Below are 21180 nucleotides of genomic sequence, written 5' to 3'. Positions count from 1 at the left end.
TAATAACTGTGCTCACCATGAGCCCGAATACATTAGCGCAAGCATGCTTTACCGTTCATCAAGCTGGGTTGCAGGAGGTGGGCTGACCATACATTTGGTCTGGCCAGTCTAGCGGGTCTGGTCACCGCGCAAATGACTTCACCGCCTGCGAGGAACGAAATGCTTTTGATGCTCTGCGCCTCAACAAGTAACGGCAAAGGAAGCGTTCTAGCGAAAGTGACATGCCGCGACTCCCCAATGCAGCGCGCATACCCGCCCGTCAGCCACATGAAAACCCTGCCTGCATAACCGGCACTATCCCGAGGTCGCGTTGTCAGTTATTGGCGCCTGTAGCGACGAGGACCGTCTCTGATAACGGCACGTCAGACTGCATTTAGCGTTTCGCCCGTGGGGTAGACGCTCGCGATGGATTGCGTCCTGGACCGACTCATTCTTTTGCGAGCAACTTTGTATGGGTTTTCTTCTCGATCCGCGTCATGACATTGATGCTGCTTTACTCTCCTACCGCCGGGTGTTTTGGTCGTTGGCACTGTTCAGTGGCGTGATCAACCTGCTGGTGCTGGTGCCGTCGCTCTACATGATGCAGGTGTACGACCGGGTCCTCACCAGTCGCAACGAAACCACTTTGTTCATGCTCACTTTGATCGCGCTGGGACTGTTCATGTTCAGCGCCCTGATCGAGTGGGTTCGCGGTGCGGTGATGATTCGCATGAGCGCGGGACTCGACGATGCCTTGGGCGAGCGGATTTTCGACGCCGCCTTCGCCCGCGGCCTTCGCGAGCACAATGCCAACCCGGCTCAGGTGCTCATCGATCTGGCGACGCTGCGGCAGTTGATCACCGGTCAGGGCCTGATTGCGTTGCTCGATGCGCCATGGTTGCCGATCTTTTTGCTGGTAGCGTTCATCTTCCATCCCTGGTTCGGCGTGTTGACGCTGGTTCTGGCCCTGGTGCTAATCGGTCTGGCACTGTGGGGGGAGTTGGCGACGCGAACGCGTCTGGGCGAAGCCAATCGGCTGGGTGTGCAGTCTTCAACTTATGTAAACAGCACGTTCCACAATGCCGAAGTCATCCAGGCCTTGGGCATGCTAGGGCCATTGCGCCAGCGCTGGAGCCTGCTGCAGCAACGCATCGTTGCCGCCCAGGCCCATGCCAGCGACCGCAGCGCGCGTATCACTTCGATGACTCGTTTCGTGCGCATCTCCGGGCAATCGCTGGCCTTGGGCCTGGGCGCGTTGCTGGTACTCGAAGGCCAATTGTCGGCGGGCATGATGATCGCCATGTCGCTGCTGTTGGGGCGCGCCCTGGCCCCCGTGGAAATCGCCATTGGCTCGTGGAAGCAATTCAACTCAGGCCGCCAGAGTTACCAGCGCCTGAGCCAGCTCCTTGCCCAGCATCCGCGCGAGCGCCTGCGCATGCCTTTGCCGCCACCCACCGGCGCAGTGCGACTGGAGCAATTGTATGTTGGTCCACCCGGTGCCTCGCAACCTATCCTGCGGGGCATCAATTTCAACCTGGTCAAAGGTGACGTGCTCGCCGTCGTCGGCCCCAGCGCCAGTGGTAAATCAACGCTGGCCAGGGCGCTGGTCGGGGTATGGCCGGCCATGGGCGGGTCGGTGCGTCTGGACGACGCCGAGATCAGTCAATGGTCTCACGACGCTCTGGGCCCGCACCTGGGATACCTGCCGCAGGACATCGAACTGTTCGACGGCAGTGTGGCCGACAATATTGCCCGATTCGGTGAGCAGGACGCGGACAAGATCATCGCGGCGGGGCGTCACGCGGGCATACACGAAATGATCCTGAGGTTCCCCAAGGGGTACGACACGCCGCTGGGCCCCGGCGGGCTGGGGCTGTCCGGCGGACAGAAGCAGCGCCTCGGCCTGGCTCGCGCGCTCTATGGGCTGCCGTCGCTGATCGTGCTCGACGAGCCCAACTCCAACCTGGATGAAGCCGGAGAGCTGGCGCTGGTTCAGGCAATCAGTGCGCTCAAGGTCGCCGGCAGCACCGTGGTGCTGATTACCCACCGGCCTAATGTACTCGCGGTGGCCGATCACATCCTGGTGCTCAAGGACGGTACTCAACACGCATTCGGTCCACGGGATCGGGTGCTCAAGGCATTGATCCCGGGGCCAAGACAGGCTGCGGTCAAGGAGACTGGCGAAGATGCATGACTTGACCCCCGGGCAACAAACGTACAGCGAGCAGAGGCCGAGCATACGCGGTAATGCTACGCTGCCCAGCGCCAACACCGACGCGGGGAGTGCAGCACGCTATGGCGTGGTTTTCCTGGCCCTGGCACTGGGTGGTTTCCTGCTCTGGGCCTGCCTCGCGCCGCTCGACCAGGGTGTCGTGGGCAGCGGCACCGTGGTGGTGGCGGGCGAACGCAAAGCGGTGCAGTCGTTGGTCGGCGGCGTGGTGGAAAAACTGCTGGTCAGTGATGGCGACCGCGTCACCCAAGGGCAGTTGCTGGCACAGCTCAACACGGTGCAGGCGCAGTCGCAACTGGATGTCACCCGGGGCAAGTTGCTCAACGATCGCAGCATCGAGGCGCGATTGATTGCCGAGCGCCTGGGCTCAGCCGAAATCCAATGGCCCGCTGAACTGCTGGAACATGCCGACGAGCCACGGGTCAAGGCTTCCATGGCTTTGCAGAGCCAGTTGTTTGTGACCCGCCGTGCAGAATTGGGCAGCCGCTTGCAGATCATCGAACACGAAGCTGCAGCATTGCAGCAGCAATTGCTGGGCTATGAAGGCGTCAAGCGAAACAACGATACGCAGATGCGCTTCCTGCAGCAGGAGCTGGAAGGCCTGCGTAATTTGGCTCGTGAGGGCTACGTTCCGCGCAACAAACTCTTCGAGGTCGAGCGCAACGCAGCCCAATTGGCCGGGCAGATTTCCTCCGGGGTGGGCGATGTCGGCAGGACCCGCCAGGCGATCAATGAAAGCCGGCTCAAGGCCTTGCAGGCACAGCAGGAATTTCGTCGCGATGCCGAAACCCAGCTCAGTGAAGTCTCTGCCGAAGCAGCAGGTTATGCCGACCAGATCCGCGCCTTTCAATTTGAAGTCGACAACGGTGCGATTCGTGCGCCGGTGTCCGGGCAAGTCATGGACGTGAGCATTCACACGGTCGGGGGCGTTGTGCAGGCCGGTCAAACCCTGATGCAGGTGGTTCCCCTGGATGCGCCGATGGCGATCACCGCGCGTTTCGAGCCGTTGATGGCTAACAAGTTGCGCCCGGGTCTACCGGTGCATGTGCATTTCACTGCGCTGCAACGGGTGGATACGCCGACTGTCATCGGTACGGTGAAGACGGTGTCCGCCGATCAGTTGATCAATGAACAGACCCACCAGCCGTACTTTTCCGCCAAGGTCGAAATTCCCGCCGACACCGTCGTCTCGCTACAGGCCGCCGGCCTGCTGGTGCGCCCCGGTATGCTTGCCGATGTCACGGTGGTCACGGGGGAACGCACTTTGATGAACTACCTGATGAAGCCTTTGCGTGAACGCTTGCTTGCGGCGTTCAAAGAGGAATGAGCATGACCGCCGAGGCGAGGGAATTCGTCCCCTCACCCCATTGGGTCTGTAGTGGCCTTTAATTTTTCGGGTACTGCAATTCCCTTATGGGAGCGAGCACGCTCGCTCCCATAAGACGTCAGGCGGTGAAATCGCTGGCGTGCAGCTCCTTGATGCCCACCACTTCGAATTCGAACTCGGGGGTGGCGTCGGCGTTGACACTGCCGTAGAGAATGCCGTCGGCAAAGCGCAGTTGTCCGGTGGCGTTGACAGGGTCGAAGGCATTGCTGCCGATGAAGGTAAAGGGGTCGACTTCGGCGGTCAGCGGGTTGGCGTCCAGACCGGTGAAATCCAGATGATCGCCCTCGGCGCTCTTGAAGCCGTTGACCACATCGCGCAAAGCCCCGATGCCCATGTCAGACAGCGCACCAAACGCGTAAGTATCTGCGCCAGTGCCACCGGTGAGGTTGTCGGTGCCTGCACCGCCGATCAACCGGTCATCGCCCGACCCACCCACCAGCGTATCGTTGCCTGCGCCACCGTTCAGTACGTTCGCGGCGCTGTTCCCCGACAGACTGTCGGCGTAGGCGCTTCCGGTCAGGTTTTCGACGAACTTCAAGGTGTCGAGCCCGGAGCCCCCCGTGTTTTGTTGCGCTGAGGTCGAGAGGTTGGCGGTGACACTGGACAGGGCGCGTCCAAAAGACACGGTGTCATTACCCTCGCGCCCATCCAGCACGTTGTTGCCGGCTCCGGCGAACAGCGTGTTGTCCAACGCGTTGCCCGTGCCAGTGGCGGCACCCGTGCTATCGATATACAGATTCTCGACATTGGCGCCGAGGGTATAGGCCGCCAAACTGCTGTGCACACTGTCTATCCCTCCGGGCACCGCATTGCCTTGGGTCTCGATCACGGTGTCGTCGGCGTTGTCGACATAGTAAGTGTCGTTGCCATCGCCACCACTCATGCTGTCGGCCCCTGCGGCGCCATTGAGCACGTTGGCGGCAGCATTGCCGGTGATGAAGTTGCGCAGCCCGTTGCCGGTACCGTCGATGTCCGACACGCCGGTGAGCACCAGATTCTCGAGATTGGCGCCCAGGGTCCAGCTGACCGAGGCCTGCACCGTATCGATCTGCGAGGGTGATGTGCTGGTTTCGGTGACGCTGTCGGACGCGTTATCGACCACATAGATGTCATTGCCGTCGCCACCGGTCATGGAGTCGGCGCCCAGGTCGCCATCCAGTGTGTCGTTGCCCGAGCTGCCCACCAGGGTATCAGACTGGTCAGTGCCGGAAATCATCCCGCCCTGGTTTTGAGCGTTGTCGAAAATCTCTTGCACGCTGTTGTTGTCGTCGGGGTTGCCTTGAAAGCCAAGGTCATCGGCGATGTAGTCGGCCAGGCGCTGGCCGACGATTTCCGCCGATTCCTCGTGCAAGTGCCAGACGTCGTCGGGGTACACCAGCGGATCGACTTCGTAGCGCAAGGGCAGGTCGGTGTAGTCCACCGCCAGCTTGACGTCGGCACGCTCGGCGGCGATGGCTTCCTGGGTGGCCCGAACATAACCGACCCCGGCTACGATCGAGGCAATTTTCTCTTCCGAGTAACCACGGGCACGCGCCGCATCCTCCTGGTAGTGACCGGTTTCCATGATGTACACGTTGAAGTTGCCAAACTGGGCATGCAGGTAATCGAACACCTTCAGGGTCGCGGCCTTGTAGTCCGCTGCTGCCGCTGTTTTGTCCGTGGCGCGGGCGATCTCCTGGGCGGCTTCCTCACCCTGGCCCCAAATGATGCCCATGGTCACGTTATCGATCGATTGCAGTTCGGTGAGCTGGTCGTTCAGCAACGCGACGGCACGCAACAGGGCAGGCCCGGGCTGGTTGGTGTCGGTCAACCACCAGCACAGCTTCAGCTCCTCGGCGCCCATGGTCGACAGGCCGTTGACCGTGCTGCCTCCCACCGCGATGTCAATGCCATTGCCATCGGCATCGGTGAACTGGCTACGCACGTCATAAGGGGTGTAGCGGTCCAGGTCCTTGACCAGCATCGAAGTGCCGGACTGATCGTCGTCCTCCGTCATGCGCAACAGGCGCGCATTGGATTGGCCGAGGGTGGGCAGGTAGAGGATGTCCTGTTGGGCACGCTCACCGAACACGAAGTCGCTGGCGGTGAGGGTGTTGACGTAATTGCCGTTGAGGGCGATTTCAAAACGGTTGCCATCGGCATCCGCGTCGGCGGATTTGATATATGTCTTGTCGCCGGCCGCGTTGAGGGTCATGTACAGCGTGTGATTGCTGCCGTCGCCGAGGCCGAGAAAGCCCAGCCCTGACACATCAATCTTGTCGACGCCTGCAGTGAAGTCGTAAATCGTGTCGGTGGCCGTGATGCCCCCGGTGTCGTAGTCGCGGTAGCTGTCGAGCACGTTGGTGTAGCGGAAGGTGTCGGCACCGTCGCCGCCGTACAGCGAGTCGCGCCCGGCGCCGCCGTCGACGATGTCCGCGCCGGTACCGGCTTTGATTGTGTCATTGCCACCAAGGCCAAGGATCAGGTCCGCACCCGCTGTGCCGTTGAGGGTTTCGGCATTGTTGGTGCCGGTGATGTTGTTCGCAGGCGCATCGGCCACCGCCAGAGCGAAGCTGTCGCTGACCGACGCACCCGAGGGATCGGTGGCCTTGACCAATACGTTGTAGTTGCCCGAAGCCGTGCTGGTCGGCGTCCCGCTGAACGTCAAGCTGGTGGCGTTGAAACTCAGCCACGCGGGCAGGGCACTGCCGTCAGCGAGGGTTGCGGTGTAGGTCAACGCATCCTGGTCGGCGTCGGTGAAACTGTCATGGGTGACGGTGTAATTGAACGGCGTGCTTTCGGTGGCATTCTGGTCGAGGAGGGGGATGGCCACCACCGGTGCGGCATTGCTCGGGGGGTTCTGGCCGGCGAAAACAAAATGACTCGCCGTCAGGCTGCTCACCAGGTTGCCCGCCAGCGACACTTCGAAGCGGTTGCCGTTGGCGTCGACGGTAAGGTCCTTGAGATAGGTACGGTTGGTCGAAGCGCTTTAGGTCACTTGCAGCGTACCGTTCAGACCGTTGCCCAGGGCCGTGTAGCCGAGCGCCGAGACGTCGATCTTGTCGGCGGTCGCGTCGAAGTCGAGGATCTGGTCACTGACGCTGGTGGAACTGGTGCGGTAACTGTCGAGTGTCGAGGTGTAGCGGAACACATCGGCACCCGCGCCGCCGGTGAGTTTGTCCACCCCGGTGCCACCGACCAGAATATCGTTGCCCGCGCCGCCATTCAGCGTGTCGTTACCGGCGCCACCGAAGAGTTGTTCGTTGGCAGCGGTGCCGGTCAGCGTATCGTTGTTCGGCGTGCCGTTGATCACCGTGGGTGAGGCGGGCACGTCCTGCACGGCGAGGGTAAAGCTGTCGCTGACGGTGGCGTTGCTGCCGTCGGCCGCGGTGACCTGTATGGAGTAGGTGCCCGATGCGGTATCGCTGGGTGTGCCGCTGAACGTACGAGTCGCGGCATCGAGTGTCAGCCAGCTGGGCAGGGCGTTGCCATTCGCCAGTTTGGCGATGTAGCTAAGGCTGTCGTTATCCGGATCAGTAAAACTGTTGGCCGGCACCACGTAGCTGAACGGGGTATTTTCGGTGGCGTTCTGATCCAGCAACGCCGTTGCCACCACCGGCGCATGGTTGACCGGTGACGACGTAGCGAAGACGAAATTGGCGCTGGTCAGCTTGTCGACGTAGTTGCCGTTCAGCGTCACTTCAAAGCGGTTGCCATCGGCGTCGGCGGTCAGGGACTTGATGTAAGTCTTGGTGCCGGCACTGTTGAGCACAAGGTAAACGGTATTGTTCTTGCCATCCCCCAGGCCGGTAAAACCCATGGCCGAGAGGTCGATCTTGTCGGCGCTGATATCGAAATCAGTGATCACGTCGCTGAGGTTGGCACCGCCGGTGTTGTAGTTGCGGTAACTGTCCAGGCGACTCGAGAACACAAAGGTATCCGCCCCGTCGCCACCGGTAAGGGTGTCCATGCCGGACCCACCGTCGAGCTTATCGTCGCCCGCGCCGCCACTGAGGTTGTCGTTTCCGGCGAGGCCGAGCAGGGTGTCGGCCGAATCGCTGCCCAGCAATGAGTCGCTGGAGCTGGTGCCGGTGATCACCCGATTGAAAATGAAGTTGCTGGCGCTCAGTGTGCTGACGAGGTTGCCCGAGAGAATCAACTCGAAGCGATTGCCGCTCGCGTCGGCATCGTAGTCCTTGATGTAAGTGCGGTCGTTACTGGCGCTGTAGCTGACCTGCAAGGTGCCGCCACGACCATTGCCCAGTCCGGTGAAACCGAGACCGGCAAGGTCGATCTTGTACTGGGTGACGTCGAAGTCGGTGACGGTGTCATCGAAGCTTGCAGTTGCGTTGCGGTAACTGTCGGACTGAGCGACGAAACGGAACGTATCGGCGCCGGTACCGCCGGTGAGTTTGTCGATGCCCGCACCGCCCACCAGAATGTCGCTACCGGCCCCGCCATTGATCGTGTCGTTGCCGGCTGCGCCGTAGAAAATCTCGCTTTCGGCGCTGCCCAGCAGGGTGTCGTTGCCCGCCGTACCTTGCACGGTAGTCATCGGCACCGTGGCACTGACGTAGCTGCCGTCGCCATAGACCAACGTGGCGCCCTTGCTGGTGTGACTGATTGTGTTGCCGATAATGGCGTTGCGATCGGTGCCGTCTTCATTGCGCTCTGCCACACCGTAGGTCGACAGGTCGCTGCCGCTGATGATGTTGCCCTGGATCGTGTTATCGCTGCCATTGAAGTACTTGCCGGACACGCCCAGGGTGTCGTCGTAGGACTGCAGGATGATTTCCGGTACGGGGCTGCCCAGGGAATTGTTGGTGAGCGTGTTGTCGATGATCTCGACATGGTTGCTGCCGTAGATGCGGATCCCGGCGCTGGCGTTGTCGTGGATGTCGAGGCCGCTGACGGTCACCTCGCTGGACATTTTGATCAGCACCCCTTCGGCGCCATTGCCGTACACCTCGCCACCGGTGATGGTGATGTTGCTGGGGGAGGGGATGTCCTCGCTGCCACGCTGCACCACGATGCCATTGCCGCCATTGTTGTAGGCAACGTTATTGGTAAGCGTGAAGTCGTGGGTACTGGTGACGACGTTGAAACCGTGACGGTCATTGTCGTAGGCAACGTTGTTTTCGAAGGTGCTGTCGCTGAGGAAGTCAGCGACGAAGCCGTCCAGGCCATTGCCGTGGGACACGCTGTTCTTGATGACCATGTTGACGGTCTGCTCGTGGGGGTCGAAACCGTACCCGGAGCAATCCTTGATCTCGACGCTGTCGAGGGTGACGTTGGAGTCGTAGCCTTCTTGGCCGGGAATATAGCCGTTGAACCAACCGTCGATCTTGCCGGTGGTGTGGTCCCGGTTGCCGTCGATGGTGAGGTTGCTGACGCCAAAATCGTGGGTCTCCTCGCCATAAGCGGAGCGTATAACCCCCGTGATCTTGGTATCTGAGCCGTCAGCCACCTTGACGTTGGTGACGCCCATGCCGTCGCCGTACAAGTACACGTTGCTCTTGAGCATCAAGCAGCCGTCGGAGGGTTCCTCGCCACCCGAAACAATATAAGTCCCGGTTGGCATGTACACCTGTCCACCACCTGCCGCAGCGGCCGCATCAATTGCACTCTGTATCGCCGCGGTGTCGTTTGTGGTCCCATCTCCTTTGGCGCCAAAATCTTGTACGTTAAAAATCATGAGCTTATCTCCGTATCAGGCTAAACCGCAGAAGACGCCAATATTCCATCGGCGATCCATCTTGTTTGTACCCGGAGGAGCTCAAAAATTGCGACCGCATATCGGAACATCGTCAATAAACCGATATTACTGATCGACGGTTGAGAGTTTGTTTATAAAAGTAACGTTATTTTGACTATCTGGAGTGGTGCTCGCGACCACGGTTTTGATGGTGTAAGGATTGAACAAGTGTCGCTAACGAAATCCGCCTGGCGCCCACCCACGGCAGGTGTGGCTACCTGAGTCAGGTCTTTCCCGGCAGTCCTGGGGCTGTTCAACAACAGGTAAAAAGCCAATCCCGATCCGTTTGACCATCAATGCCCTGGCTCAGAGCGATCAAATGCGCCATTTTCCGCCAGGCAGGTGGCGATCAGGGCCGTGCTGTCGAGAACCTGCAAGTGGCGCGTGACACAGTCAGGCGGCAGGCGAAACGGCGGCACGCTGTCAGTGATCGCGATGTGTTCGAAGATCGGCACGTCGAACAGTTGACTGCCAGCGGTGAACAAGCCATGGGTGGCGGCTGCGAACAAACGTGTGGCTCCAGCCTCCTGGCAGGCAAGGCCGGCATGCTTGAGCGTTGCGCCGGTGCTGATCAGGTCGTCGAACACGATGGCTGTCTTGCCGCTCACGTCGCCCATCAGGAGGGTACCCGTCAGCGTGGTATGGGCCCGGTGTTTTTCCATCAGAGCGCTGCCGACCGATCGTCCCAGTTGTCGCTCCAGGGCCTGACGAAACTGCTCGGCCCGCTTGCTGCCACCCGAGTCCGGGGATACGGCAACCACTTCAGCGTCGCCGACTTGCGCGGCGAAATGCCCGGCGAACAGTTCGGCGCATTGCAGACTCCACGCCGGCATGGCGAACGCATTATCGAACGCGGCCGTATTATGTACTTCCAGGGTGATCAGGCGATCAACGCCACTGGCTTCAAAAAACGCAGCGACGTAGCGCGTGATGGTCGGGTCCTGAGGCTGGCTGCGCCGATCCTTGCGCCCGTAGCAGAGGTACGGCGCCACCACCTGCACCTGACGGGCGCCGGCATCCTTGAGAGCGCTGCAGAAAAACAGCAGGCGACACAACTTGTCATTGGCGCTCTGCCGACCATCCCCATGCAAGCCATGAAACACCACGACTTCGCGGCCGTTCACCAGATCCAGCGGGCGACATTTATGCTCGCCGTCTTCATAGTCTCGCTCTTCATGTCGTGCCAACGAGCAACCCAGCCGCTGGGCGACGCGCGCGGCATAGAGTTCGCTGCCTTGCAGGGCAAAAAGAAGTGGGGGTTGGGTGCGCATGCAAGTCTCCTCCAACGCGATTGGCAAGACATATCATTTGGATGGCGCGTGCCACCCGGTCTGTTGTCGCGCCGCTGCCGTCGAGCCAGAGTGCCCCGCCAGTGCTTGACGTCATCCCGTCAGCGGACGGCGCCGTGGCGCACGACCTCTATGCAAAAATCCTGTTCGAAGGGCGGCACATTGCATTCGACGATGTCAGCGGCGGCCACTTGCAGATGCACACCGACAATGTCGGCCCGGATTGGCTGCTGGCAGATGTGCCGGTCGACCAATACAGCGGTGTAGACCCGACGAGCGCCCAGTTGTGCCAGATAGGCGCAAGTACGCAGCAGCGAATGGCCTTCGAACAGCACATCATCAACGACCAGCAACGTGGTGTTGGCGAGGTCCAGTTTGGCCAGCGCCGGGTTTTCGGTCAATTGCGTGAAGGAATGCAGCACTTGCAGGTCGTCGGCGTAGCGTTTGACCTCAAGAGGGTAGAGTGGGAGTTCCGGTTGGCCGGTCTGGCGTGCAATATGCTTGCGCAATCGTTGGGCCAAGGGCTCGCCCCGGCGCCTGATTCCGATCAGCGCGGCGTGCGCCGGCGGCAGCAGGGTGGCGGCCTGGCGCGCCATCGTCAGCAGCACGTCGTCGAGTTCATTGCGGTCATACAGGCGCAACCGCTGACTTGCCAATAGGATCGTCATTGCCTTCTCCTGTCTGTGAACCATAGGGCACGTGCGTTTTCGGTCAATGTAGCCCGGTTGGCCTTGGCGCGATTGATATTGATCAATCGCGATCAAATCAAAAGTCGGTCTTCTTAGCCTTCGACAACCCGTCCGGTGACGCGCAGGGGTGGCAGCGGCCTGTGAATCGCTTGCTGGCGCAGGCACTTGATATAAATCAACGTCAAGGCCGTCTCCTCGGAGGATTCTGAATCTACGAAAGAGGTACCTGACCCACCGGCGAACACAGCGATTCGTGGTGGCGGGTAGCGAAACAACTGCAAGCTTCGTGGAGACCGATCATGAGCCAGTATCAACGGTTGTTGCTGATCATCAACCCGGCCCTGCGCCAGTCCAAAGCCATGGATCATGGCGCCGCCCTGGCCAAGGCCAGCGGTGCCAGCCTGCACATCGTCGCCTTGATCCCATCCTGGAAGCTGTTGTCACTACTCGAAGAGGGCGACCGGGAAAAGGCTCGCGAAGAATATTTGCAAGACCAGCGCAATTGGCTCAAATACCAGGCCGATCATCTGCGCAACAGGGGTCTTGAAGTGACTGCCGAGGCGAAATGGGCCGACGATCTGCAGCAAGACATTCTCGATTATGTCGCAGAAATGCAGCCCGACCTGTTGATCAAGCAGGTGCAGCGTGAACCGGCTCTCAAGCGCGGGTTCTTTACCCCGCTGGACTGGCGTCTGTTGCGTCATTGCCCAATACCGGTCTACCTGCCTGGCGAAGGTGATCATGCTTTGCCGCGCAAGGTCGTGGCAGCGGTTGATGTTTCCAATCCCCTGGTACGGGACGACGAGCTCAATGAGCGGATCATCCAACAGGCGTCCAGCCTGGCTATCCAGTGTCAGGCCGAGTTGCACTTGGTTTACGCCTGCGAGGCTTCCGCGCTGTTCCTGGGCGATATGGGCGGCGGGGGATTGGCGCTCGCGGACCTCTACAGTCAGGTGCGCAAGGGTCATGAAAAATCCTTTCTCGACCTGGCCGGCCGGTATGGCGTGCCGGCTGACCGGCAACATTTCATTGAGGGGCATCCTGTGGCCGTGCTGCACGCGTTCGCCGATGAGCAACAGATCGACGTGATTGTGATGGGCCGGGTCCAGTCCCATGGCCTGGAAAAACTGTTGGGCAGCACCACCGAACATACCCTGTACCAGGTGACTTGCAGCATCCTGGCCGTTTAGCACGATCCGGCCAGGACCACAGGTTACGAAACGCCGTTCGCTAGAGCAGCAGGAGGTTCCCGTGATTCAGAGTCCCTCATTACAAACCACCTTGCCCAACCGCGCCGAAGCCGGCCGACGCCTGGTGGAGCCCTTGCTCAAGTACGCCAACAGGCCTGACGTGATTATTCTCGCCTTGCCCCGTGGCGGTGTCCCGGTGGCCTATGAAGTCGCCACCGCCCTGAACGTGCGCCTGGACCTGATGCTGGTGCGCAAGCTCGGTGCTCCTTCACACCCGGAATACGCCATGGGCGCCATTGCCAGCGGCGGTGTACAAATTCTCAATGATGACGCGCTGCGGGCGCACCCGATCGATCGAGCCAGTTTCGACGCTGTGGTCGCCCGTGAAACGCAGGAGCTGTCGCGACGCGAAAAGGTGTATCGGGGGAACCGTCCGCCACCGCAACTCAAGGACCAGGTGGTGATCCTGATCGACGACGGTCTGGCGACAGGTTCTTCAATGATGGCAGCGGTCCATGCGGTGCGCATGCAGGCACCCGAGCGCATTGTCGTCGCGGTACCGGTTGCTCCCCGGGAAACGGTCGAGGATTTATGCATGCAAGTGGACGAAGTGATCTGCCCGCTCATCCCTGAGTGGATGATGTCGATCGGTTACTGGTATCTGGACTTTTCCCAAACCTCGGATGAAGAGGTCATCGATCTCATGCAACGGGCCTGGAAGCGGGAACCTTTGACCGCCTCCAATATGGAACATCGCGATGTTTGAACCTCGATACCGATCCATGGACCTGCCCGGCGTTGAGTTGTCCGCCGATTTGCGTTTGCCGGCGAACGCCCGCGCCCTGGTCATCTTTGTACACGGCAGCGGCAGTGGCCGTTTGAGCCCTCGTAATCAATATGTGGCTGATGTCCTGGCCGGTCGGGGCCTGGCTTCGCTGCTGTTCGACCTGCTAACGGAACCGGAGCAGCGCCTGGATAATCTCTGCGGGGAGTTGCGCTTCAATATTCCCCTGCTGGCCAGCCGATTGATCGATGTGATCGACTGGGTAGGCCGGGACCGCGAATTGCACTCGCTGCGCATCGGTCTGTTCGGCGCCAGTACCGGTGCGGCGGCGGCACTGGTGGCCGCGGCCGAGCGTGCAGCGGTGGTAAATGCAGTGGTCAGTCGGGGTGGGCGAACCGATCTGGCTGGACCGGCTCTGCCTCGGGTCAAGGCGCCGACCTTGCAGATTGTCGGTGCACAGGACCCTGTGGTGTTGGGTTTGAATCGTCAGAGCAGCCGGACCCTGCGCTGCGAGCAACGGCTGGAAGTCGTCGCGCGCGCCACGCATCTTTTTGAAGAGCCTGGCACACTGGAGGCAGTCGCCAGGCTCGCTGGCGACTGGTTTGAAAAATACCTGCATGCCCCCACCCCTGAAGGGGCGTGCTCGCATCCTCACACGCCAAACGGATAGGTTTCGTCTTCCGCTTCCAGGTGCTGGTTTTTCGGCAGTGGCAGCGCGGTAACCGGCCTGGTTTGCTCGATCCAGATCATGGCATCGAATTGTTCCACCAGCATCGACTCGAAATAGTGACTGAAGCGTTCGGTTTCAGGACGGTAAATCACCCCGATGGCCCGTCCCAGCAAGGACGTGGACAGGACGCTGCGCAGCTCTTTGCGCTGCGGATCACGCCAGTCGGTCAAGGACGCTGCAACCCCGGCCTTGAGGAACTGATGTTCCCAGCTGTCTGGCCGGGAAGGGCGGATGTCCTTGATCAACATTTCGCCGTCCCAGTCATCGGCGGCAGCCACCTGGCCGCGGTCGGTGGCCATGCCGATCAGTACGACATCGCGCCCGAAGGCGTTACGGCACAGTTGACCGATGTTGAACTGCCCCTTCCAGCCCATTTCCGTGGCGCCCGCGTTGCCGATATGGGAGTTGTGGGCCCAGACCACGGCCTTGGCTTGCGGGCCCCGATGTTCGAGCAATGCGCGCAACGTATCGAACATGTGCCGGTCACGCAGGTTCCAGGAGGCTGTCGAGCCCCGATAGATCGCGCGGTAATATTGCTCGGCCGCCATCACTACCCGGGCGTTCTGCGTTGCATTGAAGAACGCTTCGTCGTTACGGATGAGCCCGGCCAGTTGCTCAGCCAGCATGGCATTGAGCTGATCGATCACCGGCTGTTCACAGGGCATTACACCGGCACGCTCGACAAAATGGCCGTACAGCGCAGGGTCATCCTGCCATGGGGTCAGACAGCCATAGCGCCGACGTGCTTCCTGGGCCAGACGCGGGTCAACCCGATCCAGATAACTCAGTACTTCATGAATGGAATTACGCAAGCTGTAGACGTCGAGGCCGCGAAACTCGACGCGATGTTCAGGGGCTTGCTGATGGTTGAATTGATGCAGCCAGTGGGCGAAGGCCTTCACCTCGCCGTTACGCCACATCCAGGTGGGGAACCGGCTGAAAATATGGCGCTTCCAGGCCGTGTGCGCCAGTCCCCGGACATACTGATCGACATGTCCGGCGTCCGGCCAGTCGGCTTCTACCGCGACGATATTGAACCCGTGCCGCTCGATCAGCCTTTGGGTAATCGCTGCCCGGGTTCGATAGAAATCGCTGGTTCCATGGCTCGCCTCGCCGATCATCACCACCCGCGCATCGGCGTAGCGGTCGAACAAGTCGCCAAAAGCGGGGGAATCCAGGTCTGGAAGCGGTTCGGCGTGTTGATGCAATACCGGCGCTATGTGCGACGTGTCATGGAGATGTTGCTGGCCGTAAAGTTGTTCCAGCAATTGGAGCGAATGAGAGTTCATGAACGCCATCCTCCGAAAAGTAGGCTGCTGGTGGCGGTTGGAGCTCGGCTCGTACCAGAGGCTCAAGCGCCCCGAAACATTGCACAGGTTTTACAGGTACAGGCGGTGAATAACCTTGTGGGGGTCGAAGGGATCGTCGTGGGCTTCAAAACCAAGAAATCTGGCCAGGTCGCGCAGGGGCGCGTTGCTGGAGGCGCCAACCGAATACATCAGGTGGACACCATTCTTGCGGGCAGCGTCGATCAAGTGCTCCATCAATAACGTTCCCAGCCCCAGGCGTTTCCAGGCAGCGGCGACGGTCACGGCGCATTCAAACTGGTATTCACCCATGGCGGCATAACGGCTGGCGCCGATTTCGATCAAACGGCCATTTTCGTGGACCAGAGCGATGCAGGCTTGGCCCTCGCGGAGTTCATGCTGTTGCCCGAGTAAAAACGCGTGCCGGGACGCAGGCGACCAACGCTGGACAAGGGCGTGTTCACGCGCTCTATCTGTTTGCGCGACTTGGCGGATCAACACCGGACGACCGTTTTCGAGTACATCGATCCGGGATTTTTCATTGGCGTTGACCCAGCCATGCCAATCTCCGGGGCTCTTGGCAGCGAACATCGTTCGGCCCTCCGTCTGGCTGTCACTTGACGCGCAGTGAAACCCACGCGCTTTAGTTCTTTTTACGCCGCTAGCCGTTCGCGGATTTGATCTGGATCAGACAGGGGTGAAGAGATGAGGGCGAGTCTTGACGGACGGGGGGCAAAGCGCGTCGAACGTATGGCAACCCGCGTCCTGTTGCTTGAGGCCACCCCTATCAAGGCTCCTGACGTCGCGACCGATGACCAGGCCCGGCGGGCGCTATTGCATGGGCTCGCCCCGGGTAATCATGGATTTCCCGGGGCGATGATTCAGGCAATCAGCAATTGGTCTTCCACCTTGGTGACACCCGGCACCGACCAGGCAGCACGTTCGGCGATTTCACGCTCGCGCCAGAAATGCACTTTGCCTTCAAGTTTCACAACACTGCCTTCGACCTTGATCCGTATGCCCTTGGCATCGACTTCAGCATTGCGCTTGAGGGCGTCTTCGATGCTCTGCTGGATATCGACGACCTTCACTCTCGGGCGCAGGGTGATGCGATTGTCCACGCCCACCACGCCCGACAATTTGCGCACGGCGCTTTCGGCGATTTCTTTCTGATATTGCCAGTCCACCTGGCCTTCCAGGGTTACCCAGCCTTTTTGCACGACGACCTTGATGTCGCCTTCGGGCGTATCAGAGCGCCACGAGATGATATTGACGGCACGGTTCGCGATGGTGTCATCGTCCGTACCAGCTCCTTTTTCCAGCCGGACCTTTATTTCTTCGGCCACGGCACGTACGCCTTTGATCGCTTTGACCGCGCGCTCGGCGCTGACTTTCTGGGCGTAGCTTTTCACGTGGCCGGTGAGTGTGACAACGCCATTCTCCACGCTGACGCCAATGTGAGCGGCGTCGATGTCGGGTTGAAAATCAAGCTCATCCAAAATGGCATTGCGTAGGGTTAAGTCGCTCATGATCGTGTCCTTTTGCGGGTGGTAGAAAGGCATGGGCAGCGAAAGCCCATGGTTTTTTTTACGCCTGAGCGACACGAAGACATTGAGTTAAATCAAATAGCGTTCAGGGGGCACTTTGCGAGAACGCCCCGAGCCGGTTTGATAGCGACCGGAAACATCGCCACCAGGCCTCGGAAAAGACTTTCAAGTTCTAAGCTCTACTCGATTGGTGGCAGATGATTGATCACTTGGGATAGACCGTGTTTCGAGGTACACACATCAATGCTCGGTAAATGGCTGGACCCCATCCTTTTGCTGCTCACAACACTGTCCCTGCTGGTCGGAGGTATTGGACATGTTGTGCAGAAGCCAGATTGGGCTTCGATGTCCTGGGCCGCAGGCAGTCTGTTGATGGCTCTGGTGCTACTCGTCGAAATCGCCGGGAGGCTGGTCCGGCGCGAAACAGGTGTCGATCTGATCGCGCTGTTGTCGATAACCGCTGCTTTGTTTTTTGAGCAGACGTTGGTTGCCGCGGTCGTCGCCTTGATGCTGGCGACCGGACGTACCCTGGAATTTTTCACCCGGCAACGAGCCGAACGCGAACTGCGGGCACTGATCGATCGCGCGCCGCGTTTTGCCTGGTTGCAGGAGGAGGGCGGTCTGCGCCAGATCCCCGTTGAACAGATCCAGCCACATCAGACATTGCTGGTACGCCTCGGAGAGGTGGTACCGGTGGATGGCCGTTTGCTCAGTCCGGCAGCGATTCTGGACGAGTCGGCACTCAGCGGTGAATCCTTGCCCGTGACCCGGCGAGAAGGCGAGCAGTTGCCCAGTGGTGTCTCCAATGTCGGCGCCCCCATTCTGTTGGTCGCTACGCGAACGGCTGCGCAAAGCACCTACGCTGCAATCGTGCGGCTGGCCGAAGCAGCACGCCGTTCACGTGCGCCTTTTGTGCGCTTGGCCGACCGCTATGCACTGTTTTTCATCCCGCTGACGTTGCTGATGGCGGCATTGGCCTGGCAAATGAGCGGTGACCCCTTGCGAGCGTTGGCGGTGCTGGTGGTGGCCACGCCTTGTCCTTTGATTCTGGCAGTGCCCATTTCGATCATGTCAGGCATCTCCAGAGCGGCGCGGCGCGGGATATTGATCAAGGATGGAGCGACCCTGGAAGCGCTGGCCGGGATCAAACAGGTGTTTTTCGACAAGACCGGCACGCTGACCAGCGGGCACGCTCGCCTGCAGTCGATCGAAGTCAAGGGACAAGCCGATCCGCAGCAATTGCTTGGCTTGGCTGCCTCCCTGGCACAGGCCTCGACGCACCCCATCTCCCAGGCCATCGTCGAGGCGGCGCAACAGCGCCAGTTGCCCCTCAGCCTGCCGGTCGAGGTGCAGGAAAGTCCGGGCGAGGGTCTTTGCGGGCTGATTGATGGCAAGCGGGTTCGATTGGGCACGCTGTCCTTTGCTCACCAGGACGCTCCCGAGACCGCCTGGGCTGCCGCCATGCTGCGCCACATGGATTACCTGGCGTGCAGTGGAAGCTTCATCGAAGTGGATGGGCAACTTGCGGGCCTGTTGGTCTTCGCGGACACCGTTCGGCGAGAAACCCCGCAAACGCTGCGTCGACTGCGCAACAAGGGGATCGAGAGAATCGTCATGCTCACCGGGGATCGTCTGGAAACCGCCGAGATGATTGCGCTGTCTGCCGGAATAGACGAATTGCGCGCGGGCTTGACTCCGGAGCAAAAAGTGCGTGCCGTTCAGGAGGGCTGTTTGCAAGCCAGCACGCTGATGGTCGGCGATGGCATCAATGACGCTCCCGCATTGGCGGCGGCGAACGTCGGCGTGGCGATGGGGGCCAGCGGCGCGACCGCTTCTGCACAAGCGGCCGGTGTCGTGCTGCTGGTAGATCGTCTGGATCGTCTGGTGGAGGCCCTGGACATTGCCCGACGCACCCGTCACATCGCCGGCCTCGGGGTGCTCGTCGGCATGGGCCTGTCGTTGCTGGCCATGGTGGCGGCAGCGCTCGGTTATCTGGCGCCATTGATCGGCGCCGTGGTGCAGGAGGGCATTAATGTGGTGATCATCATCAACGCGTTGCGGGCATTGGGGCCGTTGTGGGGGCGCCGGCAGGATAAGCTCACTGCAGAGCATGTTGATCGGCTGCAGGATGAACACCGGCAACTGTCCAGCGTGTTGAGCGACCTGCATCAAATGGCCGATGACTTCGCCCGGCGTCCACCTGCACAAGCGCGAACCGACCTGCTGGAACTGGTCGACAAGTTGCAAACCTCATTGGCGCACCATGAGCGCGATGATGAACGTTTACTTTACCCGCTGCTGACGCGACGCCTGCCAGGCGAGGACCCGATGTCGGCCATGAGCCACGCGCACCGCGAGATTTTTCGCCTGATCCATCTGTTGGCGCGCATGAGCCGTGATTTCAATGCCGACCCGGCAAGAGCCAATGCCGATGAGATTCATCATCAGTTGATTCGCCTCGATACCCTGGTGCGACTGCACTTTGATCAGGAGGAGGAGTTGTTCCGTTTTCTGGATGCACGCTGAGCACGCCTTGCGCCGAACTCTTGAGCGACGATTCAAAGATGATAGCGTGACTGGACAAGTCGCCTGATCTGCTCCATCGCCTGCTTGAGTGCCAGGCTTGTGTCCATTTCAATAAGGCGGGTCTTATTGGCAAGCACATCGTCGCGGATCACCTTGCGAAACCAATTGGAAAAATCCCCGGCATTGAGATGTTCGCGAAGGGCGGGCTCCTCAATTCGCGTTAAACAGGACAAAAACTCAGTCAGGTTAGCGGCGCTCTGGCCAAGAGCAGGAAAGTGGAATGATCGCCATGCACCCACATCCCCCGCGACGTATTTGCCGCTGTGGCGGTGGTGCTTTTGATGAGGCTGCACCTGGTCGAGCAGAAATACCTCGTCGCCTTCGTGCACATTCCAAAGACAGGCATGTTCGAGGCCTGGCGAGCGTTCTGGAAACGCGGGGCTCGGGCGCTGCATGCGTTTGGCGAACTGTTCGACCAGTTCCCGGGCGGTGCTGCCGAGTGTCACCAGCACGTCTACCCCCTCAAACAGTGCCGGGCAGACCTGATCGAAGTCGAGGGCAACGATGATTGCACCGATGTCCCCGAGAAAACCGGGCGGCCAACCTGCACAGTGGGGAAGCATGTAATGCGCTTCGTCGACGATCAACCAGTAAGGCCGACCTGAAGCGCTGCGCAGATGCTGGATAAAGGGCAGCAGCTCGCCAAACAACTGCACTCGCGCGGCAGGATCCAGGGCAAGGGCGTTGACCACCACATTGAGCTGCGCCTGTAAAAGGTAAAGCACCGACTCTTCTGTCGTCGGGGGGGCAGTCAGGCCGCCGATCGTTACCGCATCTTCCAGCGTCAGATAGTCCCCCTCAGGATCGATGATGCAAAATCCCTGATGAGCCTGGACCATTCGTTCTGTCAGCCAGGTGATGTAGCTGGATTTACCGGCGCCCGAGTTGCCAACGACCAACATCACCGATTCCGGAGGCAGCCAGAGCTTGCGTCCATTGGTGGACTGACCCAACTGGACGCCGATGCGTTCGACGCAAACCAGTGCTGCGTCTTTTTCCAGCAGCATGTCGACCAGCTCACAGACACCTTGGCCATGATCATGAGTCAGGCGCAAGTCAGCGCTGGACTTTATGGACTCAATGGCATTGCTCACCGCAGCGGCACAGCCGCAGATCGATAGAAAGGAGTGGTCGTTTTCCGCATCGCCCACGCCCACCACGTTCAGCTCGCATATGCCTAAATCCCGCAAGGCCGCAACGAGGCCCGACGCCTTGTTCACGCCAGGCGGCAAGATCATGATCGCATCCTTGTTGAAGGTCAGCTGCAGCTCGAGGCCCAGCTCTCGAATGCTGCTGATCACCGCATTCTCAAATGGCTGCCAGGTCGCAATGACCGACCGACCGATTGACAAAGGCGAGACACCCTTGTCGCGCAGATGGCCAACCAACTCGGTTGAAGCGGGGTCCGCAATAAGCTCTTCGGTATCTGTACTCGGGTCGTACAAGAGCGCGCCGTTTTCCGCAACCACCCTGTCAAACAAATCCAGGTGTGGAAAATGATGCTTGAGCGCTTGCAATTCCCGGCCTGAAATCAGCAGTAACTTACGACCACTTTTTTTCAGTTGGCTGAGCGATGCGCAGACCTGTGGTGGAACGCTGCCGTTTTCGGCAATGGTCCCGTCGTAGTCCACTGCCAAGGCCAAGAAGTGCATGCTCGCTCCTTATCAGGCTCGATTGAGTGGGCTGGGCAGAACTCGAGCTGACGTCTACCGATTTCACGACTGTATT

Annotated in this window: 14 protein-coding genes; 6 read left to right on the top strand and 8 right to left on the bottom strand. The window is 60.1% G+C overall.

Features of this window, described 5'->3' with window-relative positions; all coding sequences use genetic code 11:
• The first annotated feature begins 451 nt into the window (after positions 1–451).
• Both FBY04_RS14910 and FBY04_RS14905 read left to right on the top strand, forming a co-directional pair.
• Positions 452–2173 carry a type I secretion system permease/ATPase gene (locus FBY04_RS14910; RefSeq protein WP_084323308.1) on the top strand — a complete coding sequence of 574 codons (1722 nt, stop codon included), beginning with the start codon at positions 452–454 and terminating at the stop codon, positions 2171–2173.
• Entirely contained in the window at positions 2166–3536 is a 1371-nt protein-coding gene (locus tag FBY04_RS14905) for an HlyD family type I secretion periplasmic adaptor subunit (protein WP_084323307.1), read from the top strand. Before FBY04_RS14910 ends, FBY04_RS14905 begins: the two co-directional genes overlap by 8 nt.
• A gap of 118 nt (positions 3537–3654) precedes the next feature.
• On the opposite strand, the gene FBY04_RS33215 is transcribed toward FBY04_RS14905, so the two are convergent.
• From FBY04_RS33215 to FBY04_RS14890, 4 genes are all read right to left on the bottom strand, one after another.
• Positions 3655–6477: a putative Ig domain-containing protein gene (locus FBY04_RS33215; protein WP_371927816.1), complete on the bottom strand. Its 2823-nt coding sequence runs from the start codon at positions 6475–6477 to the stop codon at positions 3655–3657.
• An 87-nt stretch (positions 6478–6564) separates the two neighbouring features.
• Positions 6565–9270 (bottom strand): glycosyl hydrolase family 28-related protein, encoded by a 2706-nt coding sequence (locus FBY04_RS33210; protein WP_371927815.1) that lies wholly within the window; start codon positions 9268–9270, stop codon positions 6565–6567.
• Positions 9271–9623: 353 nt separating this feature from the next.
• Positions 9624–10601, bottom strand: coding sequence for a ribose-phosphate pyrophosphokinase (locus tag FBY04_RS14895; protein WP_145315677.1), 978 nt, complete (start codon positions 10599–10601; stop codon positions 9624–9626).
• Positions 10602–10720: 119 nt separating this feature from the next.
• Positions 10721–11287: a phosphoribosyltransferase family protein gene (locus tag FBY04_RS14890; protein WP_145315676.1), complete on the bottom strand. Its 567-nt coding sequence runs from the start codon at positions 11285–11287 to the stop codon at positions 10721–10723.
• Between the two features lie 320 nt (positions 11288–11607).
• Here FBY04_RS14890 and FBY04_RS14885 point away from each other — a divergent pair, with 320 nt between their 5' ends.
• From FBY04_RS14885 to FBY04_RS14875, 3 genes are all read left to right on the top strand, one after another.
• A complete protein-coding gene (locus FBY04_RS14885; RefSeq protein ID WP_145315675.1) occupies positions 11608–12498 on the top strand; it encodes a universal stress protein in 891 nt (296 codons plus the stop codon).
• A 61-nt stretch (positions 12499–12559) separates the two neighbouring features.
• Positions 12560–13264: a phosphoribosyltransferase gene (locus FBY04_RS14880; RefSeq protein ID WP_145315674.1), complete on the top strand. Its 705-nt coding sequence runs from the start codon at positions 12560–12562 to the stop codon at positions 13262–13264.
• Entirely contained in the window at positions 13257–13952 is a 696-nt protein-coding gene (locus FBY04_RS14875) for a dienelactone hydrolase family protein (protein WP_145315673.1), read from the top strand. The genes FBY04_RS14880 and FBY04_RS14875 overlap by 8 nt, the downstream gene beginning before the upstream one ends.
• Here the strand turns inward: FBY04_RS14875 and FBY04_RS14870 are convergent.
• The 3 genes from FBY04_RS14870 to FBY04_RS14860 all read right to left on the bottom strand — a co-directional run bounded on the left by FBY04_RS14870 (position 13934) and on the right by FBY04_RS14860 (position 16848).
• On the bottom strand, positions 13934–15301 hold the full coding sequence (locus tag FBY04_RS14870; protein ID WP_145315672.1) for an erythromycin esterase family protein: 1368 nt from the start codon (positions 15299–15301) through the stop codon (positions 13934–13936). The genes FBY04_RS14875 and FBY04_RS14870 overlap by 19 nt on opposite strands.
• Before the next feature lie 90 nt (positions 15302–15391).
• The gene (locus FBY04_RS14865; protein WP_084323299.1) at positions 15392–15910 is read right to left on the bottom strand and encodes a GNAT family N-acetyltransferase; all 519 of its coding nucleotides are present in this window, start codon (positions 15908–15910) and stop codon (positions 15392–15394) included.
• Positions 15911–16200: 290 nt separating this feature from the next.
• Complete coding sequence (locus FBY04_RS14860; protein ID WP_084323298.1) at positions 16201–16848, bottom strand: BON domain-containing protein; 648 nt, start codon at positions 16846–16848, stop codon at positions 16201–16203.
• 261 nt (positions 16849–17109) lie between these two features.
• On the opposite strand from FBY04_RS14860, the gene FBY04_RS14855 reads away from it, so the two are divergent.
• On the top strand, positions 17110–19392 hold the full coding sequence (locus FBY04_RS14855) for a heavy metal translocating P-type ATPase (protein ID WP_145315671.1): 2283 nt from the start codon (positions 17110–17112) through the stop codon (positions 19390–19392).
• A gap of 32 nt (positions 19393–19424) precedes the next feature.
• On the opposite strand, the gene FBY04_RS14850 is transcribed toward FBY04_RS14855, so the two are convergent.
• A complete protein-coding gene (locus FBY04_RS14850) occupies positions 19425–21104 on the bottom strand; it encodes an HAD-IIB family hydrolase (RefSeq protein ID WP_145315670.1) in 1680 nt (559 codons plus the stop codon).
• Positions 21105–21180: the final 76 nt, after the last annotated feature.

This window comes from Pseudomonas sp. SJZ080 (assembly GCF_007828295.1).
GTDB lineage: Bacteria > Pseudomonadota > Gammaproteobacteria > Pseudomonadales > Pseudomonadaceae > Aquipseudomonas > Aquipseudomonas migulae_A.
This window is presented reverse-complemented; position numbering and strand designations above follow the sequence as displayed.